Origin of the sequence: Nocardia sp. PE-7 (assembly GCF_030486425.1) — a bacterium.
Taxonomy (GTDB): Bacteria; Actinomycetota; Actinomycetes; order Mycobacteriales; family Mycobacteriaceae; genus Nocardia; species Nocardia salmonicida_A.
The window spans coordinates 4643527-4659543 of sequence record NZ_CP129614.1 but is presented as its reverse complement, the minus strand read 5'-3'; the positions used below and the strand labels follow the sequence as shown (position 1 = coordinate 4659543).

16 protein-coding genes are annotated in these 16017 nt (G+C 69.4%); 13 read left to right on the top strand and 3 right to left on the bottom strand.

What is annotated here, in order from left to right:
- Window positions 1-108: 108 nt before the first annotated feature.
- Together QX204_RS22045 and QX204_RS22040 are read left to right on the top strand one after the other, a co-directional pair.
- A complete protein-coding gene (locus tag QX204_RS22045; RefSeq protein WP_301901951.1) occupies window positions 109-1455 on the top strand; it encodes a M16 family metallopeptidase in 1347 nt (448 codons plus the stop codon).
- Window positions 1456-1521: 66 nt separating this feature from the next.
- The gene (locus QX204_RS22040) at window positions 1522-3006 is read left to right on the top strand and encodes a tetratricopeptide repeat protein (protein ID WP_301901950.1); all 1485 of its coding nucleotides are present in this window, start codon (window positions 1522-1524) and stop codon (window positions 3004-3006) included.
- Window positions 3007-3032: 26 nt separating this feature from the next.
- On the opposite strand, the gene QX204_RS22035 is transcribed toward QX204_RS22040, so the two are convergent.
- On the bottom strand, window positions 3033-3371 hold the full coding sequence (locus QX204_RS22035; RefSeq protein ID WP_301901948.1) for an ArsR/SmtB family transcription factor: 339 nt from the start codon (window positions 3369-3371) through the stop codon (window positions 3033-3035).
- A 107-nt stretch (window positions 3372-3478) separates the two neighbouring features.
- Between QX204_RS22035 and QX204_RS22030 the strand changes: the two genes are divergently transcribed.
- A complete protein-coding gene (locus tag QX204_RS22030; RefSeq protein WP_301908070.1) occupies window positions 3479-4672 on the top strand; it encodes an MFS transporter in 1194 nt (397 codons plus the stop codon).
- Window positions 4673-4714: 42 nt separating this feature from the next.
- On the opposite strand, the gene QX204_RS22025 is transcribed toward QX204_RS22030, so the two are convergent.
- Window positions 4715-5110 (bottom strand): VOC family protein, encoded by a 396-nt coding sequence (locus tag QX204_RS22025; RefSeq protein WP_063004538.1) that lies wholly within the window; start codon window positions 5108-5110, stop codon window positions 4715-4717.
- A gap of 134 nt (window positions 5111-5244) precedes the next feature.
- Between QX204_RS22025 and QX204_RS22020 the strand changes: the two genes are divergently transcribed.
- From QX204_RS22020 to QX204_RS21985, 8 genes are all read left to right on the top strand, one after another.
- Complete coding sequence (locus tag QX204_RS22020; protein ID WP_301901946.1) at window positions 5245-6351, top strand: alcohol dehydrogenase catalytic domain-containing protein; 1107 nt, start codon at window positions 5245-5247, stop codon at window positions 6349-6351.
- 98 nt (window positions 6352-6449) lie between these two features.
- Complete coding sequence (gene dapB, locus QX204_RS22015; RefSeq protein WP_301901945.1) at window positions 6450-7196, top strand: 4-hydroxy-tetrahydrodipicolinate reductase; 747 nt, start codon at window positions 6450-6452, stop codon at window positions 7194-7196.
- Window positions 7193-7690: a hypothetical protein gene (locus tag QX204_RS22010; RefSeq protein ID WP_301901943.1), complete on the top strand. Its 498-nt coding sequence runs from the start codon at window positions 7193-7195 to the stop codon at window positions 7688-7690. The genes dapB and QX204_RS22010 overlap by 4 nt, the downstream gene beginning before the upstream one ends.
- Window positions 7691-7697: 7 nt before the next feature.
- On the top strand, window positions 7698-8150 hold the full coding sequence (locus QX204_RS22005) for a flavodoxin family protein (RefSeq protein WP_301901941.1): 453 nt from the start codon (window positions 7698-7700) through the stop codon (window positions 8148-8150).
- A gap of 130 nt (window positions 8151-8280) precedes the next feature.
- Window positions 8281-8955 (top strand): response regulator transcription factor, encoded by a 675-nt coding sequence (locus tag QX204_RS22000; RefSeq protein WP_301901940.1) that lies wholly within the window; start codon window positions 8281-8283, stop codon window positions 8953-8955.
- Window positions 8952-10166, top strand: a complete 1215-nt coding sequence (locus tag QX204_RS21995) for a sensor histidine kinase (protein WP_301901938.1) — start codon at window positions 8952-8954, stop codon at window positions 10164-10166. The genes QX204_RS22000 and QX204_RS21995 overlap by 4 nt, the downstream gene beginning before the upstream one ends.
- Complete coding sequence (locus tag QX204_RS21990; protein WP_301901937.1) at window positions 10166-11191, top strand: DUF8320 family protein; 1026 nt, start codon at window positions 10166-10168, stop codon at window positions 11189-11191. Before QX204_RS21995 ends, QX204_RS21990 begins: the two co-directional genes overlap by 1 nt.
- Before the next feature lie 39 nt (window positions 11192-11230).
- Complete coding sequence (locus QX204_RS21985; RefSeq protein WP_301901935.1) at window positions 11231-12430, top strand: winged helix-turn-helix domain-containing protein; 1200 nt, start codon at window positions 11231-11233, stop codon at window positions 12428-12430.
- A gap of 12 nt (window positions 12431-12442) precedes the next feature.
- On the opposite strand, the gene QX204_RS21980 is transcribed toward QX204_RS21985, so the two are convergent.
- Window positions 12443-12889 (bottom strand): hypothetical protein, encoded by a 447-nt coding sequence (locus QX204_RS21980; protein WP_056811459.1) that lies wholly within the window; start codon window positions 12887-12889, stop codon window positions 12443-12445.
- Window positions 12890-13003: 114 nt separating this feature from the next.
- On the opposite strand from QX204_RS21980, the gene dapA reads away from it, so the two are divergent.
- The gene (gene dapA / locus QX204_RS21975; protein ID WP_056811455.1) at window positions 13004-13912 is read left to right on the top strand and encodes a 4-hydroxy-tetrahydrodipicolinate synthase; all 909 of its coding nucleotides are present in this window, start codon (window positions 13004-13006) and stop codon (window positions 13910-13912) included.
- Window positions 13909-15975: an RNase J family beta-CASP ribonuclease gene (locus QX204_RS21970; RefSeq protein ID WP_301901934.1), complete on the top strand. Its 2067-nt coding sequence runs from the start codon at window positions 13909-13911 to the stop codon at window positions 15973-15975. Before dapA ends, QX204_RS21970 begins: the two co-directional genes overlap by 4 nt.
- The last annotated feature ends 42 nt before the right edge of the window (window positions 15976-16017 follow it).

The following is a 16017-nucleotide window of genomic DNA, read 5'->3' as shown; positions in this document are numbered from 1 at the left end:
AGGTTGAGGACCCATGCCAGAACAGCCGTCCGGTGAGATCGGGTGACGAGGTCGAAGCACATCGAGTCGGATGCCGAACCAGATGAGGACACCGCTATCGAAGATCGGATGACAGAGCCGAAGTTGACCGAGTCGAGTTCCGAATCCGCTGACGCCGTGTCCACCGATGGCGGGGTGCGCCGCACCGTGCTGCCCGGTGGCCTGCGTGTGGTCACCGAGCACGTGCCGGGCGTGCGTTCGGCCTCCATCGGGGTGTGGGTAGGCGTCGGTTCGCGCGACGAGGGCCCCACCGTGGCAGGCGCCGCGCACTTCCTCGAACATCTGCTGTTCAAGGCGACCCCCACGCGCACCGCCCTCGACATCGCGCAGTCCATGGACGCGGTCGGCGGCGAACTCAACGCGTTCACCGCCAAGGAACAGACCTGCTACTACGCCCACGTCATCGACGAGGACCTGCCACTGGCGGTCGACCTGGTCTCCGACGTGGTGCTCAACGGTTTGTGCCGCGCGATCGACGTCGACGTGGAGCGCCAGGTGGTCCTGGAAGAGATCGCGATGCGCGACGACGATCCCGAAGACCTGGTGGCCGATTCCTTCCTCACCGCCATGTTCGGCGACCACCCCATCGGTCGCCCGGTGATCGGCAGCGTCGAATCCATCGAGAACATGCAGGCCGCCCAGCTGCGCGGCTTCCACCAGCGTCGCTACCGACCCGAGCGCATGGTGGTCGCGGTGGCGGGCAACGTCTCTCACGAACGCGTCGTGGAACTGGTACATCGCGCGTTCGGGCCCCATCTCGACGCCGCCGCCGAACCCGCGCCGCGTCGCGAGGGGAAGTTCCGCGCCCAGGGCGCCCCCGGACTGATCAGGATCAATCGCGACAGTGAACAGACCCACCTCGCCTTCGGCGTGCGTGCCTTCGGCAGGCACGAAGGCCAGCAGCGGTGGCCGCTGTCGATCCTCAACACGATCGTCGGCGGGGGTCTGAGTTCCCGTCTGTTCCAACGCATCCGGGAAGAACGCGGCCTGGCGTACTCGGTGTACTCGAGCGTGGACACCTTCGCCGACACCGGCTCGTTCTCGGTCTCGCTGGGCTGCCAGCCCGAAAACCTCGGCCAGGTCACGACATTGGCGCGCGACGTGCTCGACGACATCGCGGCCAACGGTGTTACCGACGCCGAATGCGCCAGGGCCAAGGGCTCTTTGCGTGGCGGACTGGTGCTCGGTCTCGAGGACTCGGCATCGCGGATGAACCGCATCGGTCGCAGTGAACTCAGCTACGGCAATCACCGCAGCGTGTCGGCCACGCTGGCCCGCATCGACGCGGTGACCACCGAGGAAGTCAGCGACATCGCCGCCACCCTGCTCGCCCGCCCCTACGGTGCGGCGGTGTCGGGGCCGTATAAGCGCACCCGCGACTTGCCCGCCTCGGTGCGAAAGCTCGTCGAGCGCTGAGCGATTCGGCTCGGGGAACCGAACGCTACTGTGCACTCGGATATCTCACAGGGGAGGGGATCGGTCATGCCGGTGCAGGCGGCGTTGGAGCGGGCTCGCGCAGCCCAGGCGATCGGGCGGCTCGAGCAGGCGCGGCGAATTCTCGGGACGGCGCTGGCGAATGCACCCGACGACCCGCGTGTGCTGGTCGCCCTGGCGGACATCGCCTACGACCTCGACCAGTTCGACGACACCGTGCGCTTCGCCGGACAGGCGCTGCAGGCTGATCCCGATTCCGCCCGCGCGCACCAGTTGGTGGCGATGGCCTACCCGATGCGCGAGGAGTGGGACCTGGCGCTGGAGCACGGCCACACCGCCGCCCGGTTGCGGCCACACGATGCGGGAACTCTGCTGTTGCTGGCGTGGTTGTACAGCAACGGCCCACGCAAGGACCCGGACCGGGCCCGCGCGGCGGTGGTCGACGCGGTCGCGCTGGCGCCCGGCGACGCCTTCGTCCACTGTTCGGCGGCCGAGACCTACCAGCGGCTCGTCGATATCGACGGGGTTCGCCGCCACATCACGGCCGGGCTGACGATCGACCCGCTGCACGTCGACCTGCTGCGGATGCAGGCGCGAGCCGAATTCGAGATCGGTGGTTTCGACGGCGGTCGCAAGGCCGCCATCGCGACCCTGCGCGGCCTGCTGGCCAACGCGCCGACCGATACCGCGGCGCGCCGGCTACTCGCGGAGATGCACTGGCGGGCACTGCTCCGACTGGCGGCATGGGTCTGGGCTTTCGCGGGTTGCTTCGCGGCCGTGGCGATGTGGGCGCCACCGATCGTGTTGCGGGTGATCTCCCCGATGATGTTCGCCGCCCTGCCGCTCGCCTGGTACGGGGTGTTTCGCAAGGTGCGCAAGCAACTACCACCGGGCTATCTGCGGGCCAGGGTGCGACGACCACGGGTGCTACTGGCGCTCGCCGCGGTGGCATTGTCCGGATTGATCGTGGATATGGGTGCGATCGCGACGCGGTCGGAATTCGCCGGGCTGGTACGGCTGGGGTGCGTTCTGCTGGTGCTCGGCGCCTTCGGTGCCGCCTTCGGGCATCTGCTGCTGTTCACGGCGTGGATGCGGCGTGGTCTCGATGATCCCGATCCCGACGACGGCTTGGACTTCGCCCTGACCCAGATCGTCGTACTCGGCATGGGCGTGGTCCCGTTGGTTGTGGTCGTGGCGTTCGTGCGGGGGTGGGCGCGTCAGCCTGCGGTGTTCGGTGCGCTGGTGGCGGTGCTCGGCGTCGTGCTCGTCACCCTGCTGATCGAGGCCGGGATCACGGTCTGGGTCGACCGGCGCGCGTTCCGCCACACCTGGGGACTCGCGGTGGTGGCGTTGGGCGTGCTGGTGCTGCTGGCCGGGGCGGGTCTGGCGGTGCGGTGGGGTGGCGGCGAGCGTCGACGGCGAAGTGCGCGGGCGGGAATTGGTGGTGGCGCCGACGCCGACGACAACGCGTCGCCCGCTACCCACGATCCCGAGCCGATTGCTGCAGACGCCGATCAGGCCGCTACCGAGTAGCGTCGAGCCCACCGCACCGCGTTAGCTCACGCCGAGTGCGCGTCGGCGCGGTTCGCGGCGTCGACGATCGAGGGGAGCAGGCCGGGGACGGCGTGCTCGACGGCCTCGGTGCGCAGGCTCTGGTAGGTCTGGCCGTCGATGGTCAGGCGCTCGATCAGGCCCGCCTCGCGCAGGATCTTGAAGTGGTGGGTCGCGGTGGATTTGTTGATCGCGTCGTAGAGGGCCGCGCAGCGAATCGGGGCGGCCGCATTGCTCAGACGACGGACCATTTCCAGGCGGACGGGGTCGTGCAGAGCGCCGAGGACGGTGGGGAGCGCGGCGACGGGTATGGTCGGCGCCGGGGCAAGATCTTTAGCCTGTGTCATGATTTACCTCACTCGGGGGTTTGATACTCATCATACTCGGCGTAGCGTGAGGCTCGTTCGATGGTGATCAAACTCTGCTGATGGGGGCTGCTGTGGCAGCGACAACGATGGCGCCGGTCGAGGCCGGGCAGCGCTGGGCGTACGGGCTCGTCCTGGCCGCGAGCGCGGTGGCGCTCGGGGTTTCCGGGGCGCCCGCTCCGCTCTACGGGATCTATGAGACCGAGTGGCATCTGTCGCCGCTGACCACGACGCTGGTCTTCGCCGTGTACGCCTTCGCGGCGCTGGGCGCGGTGCTGGTCTCCGGCCGGATCTCCGACGTGGTCGGTCGCAAGCCGGTGATGATCGGCGCCTTCGCCACCATGATTCTCGGGCTGGTCGCGTTCCTGCTCGCCGATTCGGTGCCGATGTTGTTGTTGGCCAGGGCATTGCACGGGGCGGCGGTCGGGGCCACCGTCGTCGCGGGCGCCGCGGCCCTGCTGGATCTGCGGCCCGAGCGTGGTGCGCGCTCCGGGCAACTCAGTGGCGTCGCGTTCAATGTCGGCATCGCGGTCGCGGTCCTGGGCACCGCGGTCCTCGCGCAGTACGCGCCGTCGCCGCTGCGCACCCCGTATGTGGTGATCGCGGTGGTGTGTCTGGCCGCGGGAGCGGGCATCCTCGCCCTGCGTGAACCGCACACCACCCGGGTGAAGGCGCGCATCACCATCGCGAAACCCTCGGTGCCACACGAGATCAAGGCTGACTTCTGGTTCTCCGCGATCGGCGTGATGGCCGCCTGGTCGGTGCTCGGCGTGCTGCTGTCGCTGTATCCGTCGCTGGCCGCGGCCGAGACCGGCATGCACAACCTGGTCTTCGGCGGCATCGTCGTCGCGGGCACCGCGCTGGTCGCCGCCGTGGTCCAGTTGTTCGCCACCCGTGTTCCGGCCCGCCGCGCCGCGGTGATCGGCGACCTCGGCATGGCGGCGGCGCTGCTCGCCACCATCCCGGCGCTGGCCACGAAACAGCCAGCGGTGGTGGTACTCGCGGGACTGGTGCTCGGCGCCACCTTCGGACTCGGGTTCGGTGGGTCGCTGCGGCATCTGTCCGAAGTCGTTCCGCCGCATCGCCGTGGCGAGACGATGTCGGCCTTCTATCTGCTGGCCTACTCGGCGATGGCGTTGCCGACGCTGGCGGCGGGCTGGGCGGCAACGACCTGGGGCATCGCGACGGTGTTCCCGTGGTTCATCGTGATCGTTTCGGTGGCCTGTGTCGGCGCCGCGCTGTTGGGTCTGCGCGGGATGCGGGCAGGCGCGAAACCGGCGTAGAGCACAGGCCGGTCCCGAAGGAATCGGGACCGGCCTGCGTGTTCACTCGGGCCAACCGCCGTACGGAACGGTGATCAGTTCCAGGAAGTGGCCGTTGGGGTCGAGGAAGTAGACGCCACGACCGCCGTCGTTGTGATTGATCTCGTTGACCCCGTGTTGCTGGGGGTCGGCCCAATGGTCCAGTTTGTAGCGCTGGATCTTGGCGTAGGCCGCATCGAACTCGGCCTCCGAGACCAGGAACGCGTAGTGCTGTGGCTGGATTTCGGAAACGAACGGCGGAACCTTCGCGAAATCGAACGCCGCTCCGTGATCGAGGGCGATCGGAATGAACGGCCCCCACTCTTTTCCTATGTCCAACCCGAGGATGTCCGCCCAGAACTCGGCGGTCTCCCGATTATCGCGACATCCGACAATGGTGTGATTGAACTGCACTGACAGGGGATTTCTCCTTGTTCGTGATGGCGCCGACCCTGGGCTCGGTACGAGGCGGCCGACAGGAGCACCATCACCGAGATCGAGGTTAGCGACAGATCCCGGAACCTGTAAAGAGCTCGCGCGGTAGCGTCGCGAGCATGAAGATTCGTGGAGCCGTTCTGGAACGGATCGCCGACCCGGCGCCGTTCGCCGATTCACAACCGATCACCGTGTGCGAGCTGGAATTGGCCGAACCGGGACCGGGCGAATTGCTGGTGCGGATCGAAGCGGCCGGCCTGTGCCACTCGGATCTGTCGGTGGTGGACGGCAATCGGGTGCGCCCGGTGCCCATGCTGCTCGGCCACGAAGCCGCGGGCATCGTCGAATCGGTGGGCGCCGGCGTCGTCGATGTGACACCCGGACAACGGGTCGTGATGACGTTCCTGCCGCGCTGCGGTGACTGCGCGGGCTGTGCGAGCAACGGGCGCACGCCGTGTGGGCCGGGCAGTGTGGCCAACAACGCGGGCGAACTGCTCGGCGGCGGGCGACGGCTCACCCGCGACGGCGAGCCGGTGCAGCACCACCTCGGCGTCTCCGGGTTCGCCACGCACGCGGTGGTGGACCGGCGTTCGGTGGTGCCCGTCGACGACGATGTGCCGCCCGAGGTGGCGGCGGTGCTGGGTTGCGCGGTGCTCACCGGCGGCGGCGCGCTGTTCAACGCGGCGAAACCCGGTGCCGGAGATCGGATCATGGTGGTCGGGCTCGGTGGCGTCGGCATGGCGGCGGTGCTCGTCGCGGTCTCGCTCGGTCTCGGTGAGGTGATCGCCGTCGATACCGTTCCCGAAAAGCTCGCGCTGGCACGCGAATTCGGTGCGACGGTGACGTGCACGCCGGGCGAAGTGGCCGAGCAAGGGGTGCTGGCCGAGGTCGTGGTCGAAGCGGCGGGCAACGTTCGTGCGTTCGAAACCGCCGTCGCCGCAACGGCACCCGGTGGCGTCACCGTGACGGTCGGCCTGCCCGCGCCTACCGCCACCGCCACGATCTCACCGCTGGCGCTGGTCGCGCAGGGTCGCACCATCATCGGCAGCTACCTGGGCTCCGCGGTCCCCGACCGCGACATTCCGGAATATGTGCGGATGTGGCGCGCGGGCAAGCTGCCGCTGGAGCGGCTCGTCTCGGCCCGCATCGGACTCGACCAGGTGAACAAGGCGATGGACGATCTCGCGGCGGGCGCGGCGCTGCGGCAGGTCATCGTCTTCGACTGACGCCTCGCCCGGCCCGACGGCGTGAGGTCGGCGCCGCGGCCCCGTCGGCTGCTCGATAGGCTTGCCCGAGCAAGCTGAGTCGAGGACGAGGAGATGCGGTGACCATTCGGGTCGGAGTGCTCGGAGCACGCGGCAAGGTCGGGCAGGCGATCTGCGCGGCGGTGGAGGCGGCGCCCGATCTGGAGCTGGTGGCGCAGGTCGACAAGGGCGACGCGCTCGAGACGTTCACCGAGAGCGGCACCCAGGTGGTCGTCGATTTCACCCACCCCGACGTGGTGATGGGCAACCTGCGGTTCCTGATCGCGAACGGCATCCACTCGGTCGTCGGTACCACCGGCTTCGACGAGGCCCGCCTCGCCGAGGTGCGCGGGCAGCTGGCGCAGCGGCCCGAGGTGGGGGTGCTGATCGCACCGAACTTCGCCATCGGCGCGGTGCTGTCGATGCGCTTCGCCGAGCAGGCGGCGCGGTTCTTCGACTCGGTCGAGGTCATCGAGCTGCACCACCCGAACAAGGCCGACGCCCCCTCCGGCACCGCCTACCGCACCGCCGCGGTGATCGCCGCGGCCCGCGCCGAGGCCGGGGTCGGCATCAGCCCCGATGCCACCACCACCGAACTCGAGGGTGCGCGCGGCGCCGACGTGGACGGTGTGCGGGTCCATTCGGTGCGGCTGGCCGGGCTCGTCGCCCATCAGGAGGTGCTGTTCGGCACCCAGGGTGAGACCCTGACCATCCGCCACGACTCCATCGACCGGTCCTCGTTCGCGCCGGGCGTGCTGCTCGGGGTGCGCGAGATCGCCGGGCGACCGGGTCTGACCGTCGGGCTCGACCCGTTCCTGGATCTGTGAGCGACTCCGCCGACCAGCGACCTGATCGACAGGTCCTGAAAACCGTTGCGGTCGTGGCATTTCTGGTTGTCGCGCTGCTGTTCTACTTCGTCCGGCTCGGTGGTCTCGCCATCGCCTACATCGCCGACGGCGGGTTCGCGGGTATCGCGATCGGCATCGGCATGCTGCTGCTGCCTGTTGTCGGGATCTGGATCCTGTGGGCGACCTTGAGCGCGGCCTTCGCCCATCAACGGCTGGCCCGGCGCATCCACGAGGAGGGCCTCGAGGTCGACACCTCGCAGCTGCCGCGCCGACCCTCGGGCCGGATCGAACGCGACGCGGCCGACGCCCTGTTCGCGCAGATCAAGACCGAATGGGAGGCCGACCCGGACAACTGGCGCTCCTCCTACCGGCTGGCCCGCGCCTACGACTACGCCGGCGATCGCGGCCGCGCCCGCGACACCATGCGCCGCGCGGTGGCACTGGAAAAACTGGAACGCGACCCAGGAGAGTAGCGAGCCCATGGCCCGGTTGCTGATCATCCACCACACCCCCTCCCCGCACACCCAGGCGATGTTCGAAGCGGTGCTCGCCGGAGCGAGCGACCCGGAGATCGAGGGGGTCGAGGTGGTGCGACGGGCCGCGCTGGCGGTGACCGCCGTCGACGTGCTCGAAGCCGACGGCTACCTGCTCGGCACCCCCGCCAACCTCGGGTACATGAGCGGTGCGCTCAAACACGCCTTCGACACGATCTACTACCCCTGCCTGGACTCCACCCGCGGGCGGCCCTACGGGCTCTACCTGCACGGCAACGAGGGCACCGAGGGGGCCGAGAGCAGCGTGGAGCGGATCACCACGGGTCTGGGCTGGCAGCGCGCAGCCGACACGGTGGTTGTCTCGGGCCCGCCGAGCAAGGCCGATCTGGAGAAATGCTGGGAACTCGGCGCGACCATCGCCGCCGGTCTGATGCCGTAACCGGTCCGCCGGAGCGGGCCCGCCCCGAATATTGGTGGGCTGACACGCGGGCTCGGGATGCGGTAGAACTCGAGACCGACGTGTTGCGGGTTGGCCGCGGTGTGGGTGTTCTTCAGATGGGGAGTGGTCGGTGAGCGAGTTGGAGCAGACGCGCACGGTGCGACGGGTCGGGCTGGTGGAGGACCACGAGTCCGTGGCGATCGGATTGGCGGCCATGCTCGGCCCCGAACCCGATCTGGAACTGGTGGCGGTGGCCGAATCCGTCGCCGGGCTGCTCGCCGAGACCGCCGAGCTCGATCTCGTCGTCCTCGACCTGCGCCTACCCGACGGGTCGACGCCCGAGGACAACGTGACCGCGTTGCGTGAACGCGGCATCGAGGTGCTGGTGTTCACCGGCGCCGACAACGCCTTCCTGGTCCGCTCTGCCGCCAAGGCCGGTGTGCTCGGTGTGCTGCGCAAGTCGGAGAGTGTGGCGACGGTGGTCGAGGCGGTGCGCCGGGCCGCCTCGGGCGAGCAGGTGGTCACCACCGACTGGGCCGCCGCCATCGACGGCGATCCCCAGCTCTCCGACGTCGGGCTCAGCCCGCGTCAGGAGGAAGTGCTGATGCTGTACGCCTCGGGGGAGAAGGCCTCGCGGGTGGCGCGGCTGACCGGTCTGTCGGAACAGACCGTCAACGACTACCTGGGCCGCATCCGGCAGAAATACGCCGACGCGGGCCGGCCCGCCCCGACCAAGACCGATCTGTACAAACGGGCCGTCGAGGACGGGTGGCTGCCCGTGCCGGAAAGGCAGCAGCGCACGTGAGTGACCTCGCGGTCGCGACGGCGCCCGCACCGGTCGGCGACGTCGAATTCTCGCGGGCGGCGACCGAACAGATCCTGCGCCGACTCGGGCTGGTGGTCGGAACCGGCGCCACGATCGTGATGGTGCTGGAACTGCCCGCGGTGCTGGTTCAGCCGATCAACCAGTCGATCTGGCCGGAACTGCATCTGGTGGCCGCGTATGTGATGTTCGGGGTGCTGGCCCTGGTGTCGACGCGCGGGCCCGCCGACGCGATCCGGCGCACCGCCGCCGTGGCCGCGGTGTGTTATCTCGCGGCGACCTTGGCGACGCCGCTGGTGTATTCGGTGGTGCACATCGGTTCGTTCGCATCGTGGCCCTACCGCGGGTTGGCGGTGGGCGTGATGGCGGCGGGGCTGGCGTGGCCCCGGCGCGGTGCGGCCGCGTTCGGCGCCGTGCTCGCGGTGGCGACCAGTGTGTCCAATGCCCTTGTCGTGCCGGGCAGTTCGATGTGGGCGCTGTTCGGCGACATCACCAGGGGGCTCGGCGTGGCCGCGCTGTTCCTGTGGTGCGTGGTGTACGCGCGCGCCGCCGCCGAACGGGTCGACCGGGAAGCGGTCCGTCAGCGCAGTCGAGCCGCGGCGGTCGCGGCGACGTCGGCCAGGGAACGCGAGGGCGCGCGCTTCGCGGCGCTCATCCACGACGCGGTGCTCTCGACGCTGCTGGAAGCCTCACGGGCGCAGGAGTCCTCGTCGGTGCTGCGCAATCAGGCCGCGCGCACCCTCGAACAGCTGGAGCTGTCGCGGACCGTGCCCGAGATCGACCACCTCGACGCCGCCGCGACGATCGAATTCCTGCGCGAGGCGGTGCGCGAGGCGCAGTCCGAGATTCCGGTGCAGGTGTCCTCGCGGCGCGCGGCGGATCTGTGCCTGCCGATCGAGGCCGCGCAGGTGCTCGGGGCCGCGCTCTCGGAGGCGGTGCGCAACAGCGTGCGCCATGCCGACGTCGCGGGTCGGACGGTGCGGCGTGGGGTGTCGGTGACCATCGCGACCGGGGGTATCCGGGTGGTGTTCTCCGATGACGGCGCCGGGTTCGACCCGGCGCGGGTGTCGGCCGACCGGATGGGGATCGCGGGCAGCATCCTGGGCCGGATGCGCGCGCTCGCCGGCGGCGCGGCCTTCGTGGAATCGGCGCCCGGCAAGGGAACCGTGGTGACTCTGGTGTGGGGTAGTTGATGGTCGAGCGTGATCTGCCGTTCGCGATGCGCGACCTGTTCGGCCTCAGCGACGGCACGGCGTGGCTGTTCGTGGTGATCTTCGAAGCCACCATCGTGATGTATCTGCGGGTGAATTTCGATATCGCGCCGCCCGCGGCCGCGTTCGCCGCGTTAGCGCTGATGACCGTGGCGGCACTGGTGGTGCTGGTGTTCCCGGTGGATCCGCTGCCGTGGCCCGTCACGATCTTCGTGGCGTCCGCGGGGCCCGCGGCGATGGCGCTGACCGTGCCCTGGCTCGAGAGCGGCTCGGGGTTCGCCCACCAGATGTGGACCGCCTATCCGACGTCGTATCTGCTGGCGATGCTGGTGCTGCGTGGCCGGATCCTGTCGGCCTGGGTGGGGGTGGCGGCCGCCGCGACCGTGCTGGTGACGATGGGCGTGTTCACCAGTTGGCATCCAGAAACCGTGGTGCGCGCGCTCACGCCGGTGGCCACGGTCGGCGCGGTGACGGTGTTCATGTCGATCGTGCGGCCCACCCAGCGCTCGCTGCGGGAACTGCGCAGCGAGGCCAATCGCCGGGCGGCGACCGAGGCGGCGTTGGCCGCGGCCAACGCCGAGCGTGATCGTCAGCTGGGGGCGCTCGACCGGGTGGCCGGGCCACTGCTCGCCCGCATCGCGGCGGGAATCGAGCTGACCGAGACCGAACGCGAACAGTGCAGGCTGCTCGAAGCCGAACTGCGCGATGGTCTTCGGGCGCCGCAACTGGTCACCGACCGGCTCAGCGCCGCGGCGCGCGCGGCCCGATCGCGCGGGGTCGAGGTCACCCTGCTCGACGACGGCGGCTTCGTCGGCGTGCCGGAATGGGTGCGCCACAACGTGATCGAGGCCGCGGTCGGCGAACTCGACATGGCGGGAGCGGGCTCGGTGACCGTGCGAGTCCTCCCGGTCGGCCGACGCTGGGTGGCGACCGTGCTGGCTGCCGCGCCGGGTGGGGACAGACGAACCGAGATCGACACCGCGGGCGAGGTTCGGGTCTCCACCTGAGCGCCGAAACCTGTCGGACCCCTGTGCCAGGCTGAGGGGATGCAGCGGATGAATGCGGCGCAGGCCCGTCGAACGGCGCTGGCCGCGCAGGGCTTCGGCAAGCGAAAGCCGGCCAACCCGAAGCGGCGGGCGATACTCGATGTGGTCGCCAGAACCCGTCTGCTGCAAATAGATTCGGTATCGGCGGTGGTGCGCGCGCATTACGCGCCGGTGTTCAGCCGGATCGGCCCCTACGATCGCAGCCTGCTCGACGGCGCCGCCTGGAGCGACAGCGCGAAGGCGCGGCGGGGGCTGGTGGAGTACTGGGCGCACGAGGCCGCGCTGATCCCGGTCGCCGACTGGCCGTTGATGCGCTGGCGGATGGCGGAGTACCGGCACGGGCGCTGGTCGGGGATGCGCAAGGTCGTCGAACGCAATCCGACACTGGGCAAAGACATTCTCGATGTCGTGACCGAGGTGGGCGCGGCGAGCGCGGGGGAGATCGAACGCCATCTGGAACTGGACAAGCCGCGCCCGAAAGGGACGTGGTGGAACCTGAGCGACACCAAGATGATCTGCGAGCAGCTCTTCGCCGCGGGTGAGCTGTCCACCGCGCGTCGAGTCGGCTTCACCCGCCACTACGACCTCACCGAACGCGTCGTCCCGGCCGACGTGCTAGGCCGCGAGATCGGCGAGGAAGACGCCGTGCGCGAGCTGATCCGCCGCTCCAGTCGTGCTCTCGGTATCGGCACCGAGGCCGACCTGCGCGACTATTACCGCCTGGCCCGTCGCCAGAGCGCCCCGGCGATCGCCGACCTGGTCGACGCGGGCGAACTGGTGCCGGTCGACGTCGATGGCTGGGACGCGCCCGCCTACCTGCACCCGGAGGCCGCCACCCCGCGCCGGATCACCGGCACCGCGCTGCTGTGCCCGTTCGATCCGCTGATCTTCTTCCGCCCGCGCACCCAGCGGGTCTTCGACTTCCACTACCGGATCGAGATCTACACCCCCGAACCCAAACGGGTGCACGGCTATTACGTCTTCCCGCTGCTCGTCGACGGCAAGCTCGTCGGCCGGGTGGATCTGCGCGCCGAACGCGCCACCGGCCGACTGCTCGCCCCCGCCGCGTTCGCCGAGCCCGGCTACGCCACCGCCGAAACGGCCCAGGCGTTGCGCGGGGCACTACGGGAAATGGCCGACTGGCTCGAACTCGACGAAGTCGTTATCGGCGAACGCGGCGATCTCGCCCCGCTGCTGTGATCGCGACCGCGCCTACCAACCCTTGCCGCCGTATCCGCGCATCTGATCCTTCAACGCGCCGCTGACGGCGCCGGAGAGCCAGGAGTTCAGCGACTGGCCGTTCTGCTGGGCCGCCTCCTCCGCGCGGGACTTGAGCTGTTCGACCAGCCGCAGGGTCACCCGGCTGATGTCGCCGGTCATCTCCTCGAATGTCTGGGGTTCCTCCGCCCCTGGCGGGGTGTTCTTGCGCACGTCGGCCTTCGCCTCGGTGCCCTCCAGCCGGACGTGCACGGTGCGGTCACCGAGTTCGGTGCTGATCTCGGCGGCCAGTTCCGACAGCGCCGAGAGCAGTACCAGTCGACTCGAACTCTCCACCGCTGCGGCGAGGGCGGCGGCGGTGGCCTGCGTTTTCTCGTCGCCGAGCGCGGCGGCGGCGATCAGTTCCTCGCGCAACCGCGCGGTATGAGCATTCAGATCCATGACATCATTGTGACGTCATCTATGACATCACGCAAGGTGGAAAGCGCCCACCGGCCGCCGGTTCGGCCGCTAGGGTGTCGAGGCACATCCGGCGACCGGGTAGCCTTTCTGACCATGACGAACGGTGAATCGACGCCAACGGAGCTGCGCGCGTCCGGCACGGTAGGTGTCGCGATGGTGACCCCCTTCAGCGCTGCGGGCAAGCTCGACGTCGATGCCGGTGTCGCACTGGCGGCACACCTGGTCGACCGTGGGGTCGACCTGCTGATCATCTCGGGTACCACCGGCGAATCGCCGACCACCACCGAAACCGAGAAGGCGGACCTGCTGCGGGCCGTCGTCGACGGCGTCGGCGACCGGGCCACCGTGGTCGCCGGGGCGGGTACCTACGACACCGCGCATTCGATCGAACTGGCACGTGCCGCCGAGAACGCGGGCGCGCACGGTCTGCTCGTCGTGACGCCGTATTACTCGCGGCCCACGCAGGAGGGTCTGATCGCGCACTTCACCGCGGTCGCCGACTCCACCGCGCTGCCGATCACCCTCTACGACATTCCACCGAGGTCGGTGGTGCCTATCGCCATCGACACGATCCGGCGCCTTGCCGAGCATCCCAACATCGTCGCGGTGAAGGATGCCAAGGGCGATCTCGTCTCCGGAGCCGATCTCATCGCGACCACCGATCTGGATTTCTACTCCGGTGACGACGGCCTGAATCTGCCCTGGCTCTCGGTCGGTGCGATCGGATTCATCAGCGTCATCGGCCATCTCGTGCCGGAACGACTGCGCGAGATCCACCAGGCCTACACCACCGGTGACGTGGCCAGGGCGCGAGAGATCAACGCGACACTACTGCCGCTGTACGCGGCCATGACCCGCCTGGGAGGTGTGGCGATGTGTAAGGGAGGACTCCGATTGCTCGGCATCGATGTAGGTGAGCCCCGTTTGCCCCAGCTGATGCCGACGCAGGCACAACTGGAGGAACTGATGCTCGACCTGCAGGCAGCGGGGGTGTCGGCATGACCGAACCCGTAGCCCGTAAGCCCCGTCGCCGATCGGCCTCGCGTGCCGCCGGTGCGCCCGAGCCGACACCCGTGGAGAGTGTGCAGGCCCCCGCGGTGAAGGAAGCGGCGATCGCCGAACCGATCGCCGAGGTCGCCGCCGAGGCGAACCTGGCGGGTTCCGCCGAAGCGGGCACCGACCTGCGCGGCGTCGCCGAGGACGGCGTCATCGCGAAGAAGACCGCGCCGCGCCGTGCCAGGACGAAGCCGGCCACCGAAGCCAAGGGCAAGCAGGCCGAGGCCAAGAGCAAGCCCGCCGAGCAGTCCCGCGGCGGCGGTCGTGGCAGGCAGGGCGGCGGTCGCGGTCGCGGTGCTGCACCGGTAGCCGAGCCGCGCGAGAAGGCCGCCCACGACAAGCTGGGCCCGCCGCCGAAGCTGGCGAAGAACGGTCTTCGCCTGTTCGCGCTGGGCGGCATCGGCGAAATCGGCCGCAACATGACCGTGTTCGAATACGGCGGCAAGCTGCTGATCGTCGACTGCGGTGTGCTGTTCCCCGAGGACCAGCAGCCCGGCGTGGACCTGATCCTGCCGGACTTCGGGCCCATCGAGCACCGGATGGCCGACGTCGAGGCCATCGTGCTCACCCACGGCCACGAGGACCACATCGGCGCCGTGCCGTTCCTGCTGCGGCTGCGCCAGGACATCCCGGTGATCGGCGCCAAGTTCACCCTCGCCCTGGTGGCGGCCAAGGCTCGCGAGCACCGGTTGCAGCCCAAGCTGCGCGAGGTCGCCGAGGGCGAGACCACCGTGCACGGCCCGTTCGAGCTCGAGTACTTCGCGGTCAACCACTCGATTCCCGATGCGCTGGCGGTCGCCATCCGCACCGGCGCGGGCGTGGTGCTGCACACCGGTGACATCAAGCTCGACCAGCTGCCGCTCGACGGCCGCCTCACCGACCTGGCCGGCTTCTCGCGCCTGGGCGACGAGGGCGTCGACCTGTTCCTGGTCGACTCCACCAACGCCGAGGTCCCCGGCTTCGTGACTCCCGAGCGCGAGATCGGCGGCGTGCTCGACAATGTCATCGGCAAGGCCACCAATCGCGTCATCGTGGCCTCGTTCGCCAGCCACGTGCACCGCATCCAGCAGGTCGTCGACGTGGCGCAGAAGTACAACCGCAAGGTCTGCTTCGTCGGCCGTTCGATGGTGCGCAACATGGAGATCGCGCAGGATCTGGGCTACCTGACGGTGCCCGACAATGTCGTGGTCACCCTCGACCAGGCCGCGAACCTGCCCGGCAACCGCCTGGTGCTGATCTCCACCGGTTCGCAGGGCGAGCCGCTGTCGGCGCTGTCGCGGATGGCGCGTGGCGAGCACCGGCAGATCAACATCCGCGCCGACGACCTGGTGGTGCTGGCGTCCTCGCTGATCCCCGGTAACGAGAACTCGGTGTTCGCCGTGGTCAACGGCCTGGCCCGGCTCGGCGCGACCGTGATCACCCAGCAGAACGCGAAGGTGCACGTTTCCGGGCACGCCTCCGCCGGTGAGCTGCTGTACCTGTACAACGCGGTGCGCCCCACCAACGCCATGCCCGTGCACGGCGAATGGCGTCACCTGCGCGCCAACGCCGCACTGGCCGTGGCGACCGGTGTGCCCGAGGAGCGGGTGATGCTGGCCGAGGACGGCGTGGTGGTCGACCTGGTCGACGGCATCGCCTCCATCGTCGGCCGCGTGCCGGTCGGGCACGTCTACGTCGACGGCCTCTCGGTCGGTGACGTGGGCGAGTCCACCCTGTCGGACCGCCTGGTCCTCGGCGAGGGTGGTTTCATCTCGATCACCATCGTCATCGACTCGACCACCGGCAAGGCGGTGAGCACGCCCGAGCTCAACGGTCGCGGCTTCTCCGACGACCGGACCGCGCTCGACGGCGCGAACGAACTGGTCGAGGCGGAGCTGTTGCGCCTGGCCGGTGAGGGCATCACCGACACCCATCGCATCGCCCAGGGCGTGCGCCGGGTGGTGGGCCGCTGGGTCGCCGACGTCTACCGTCGTCGTCCGATGATCGTGCCGACGGTCGTCGCCGTCTGATCGACTGACAGATCAACTGACAGATCAACTGAAAACCGCTGG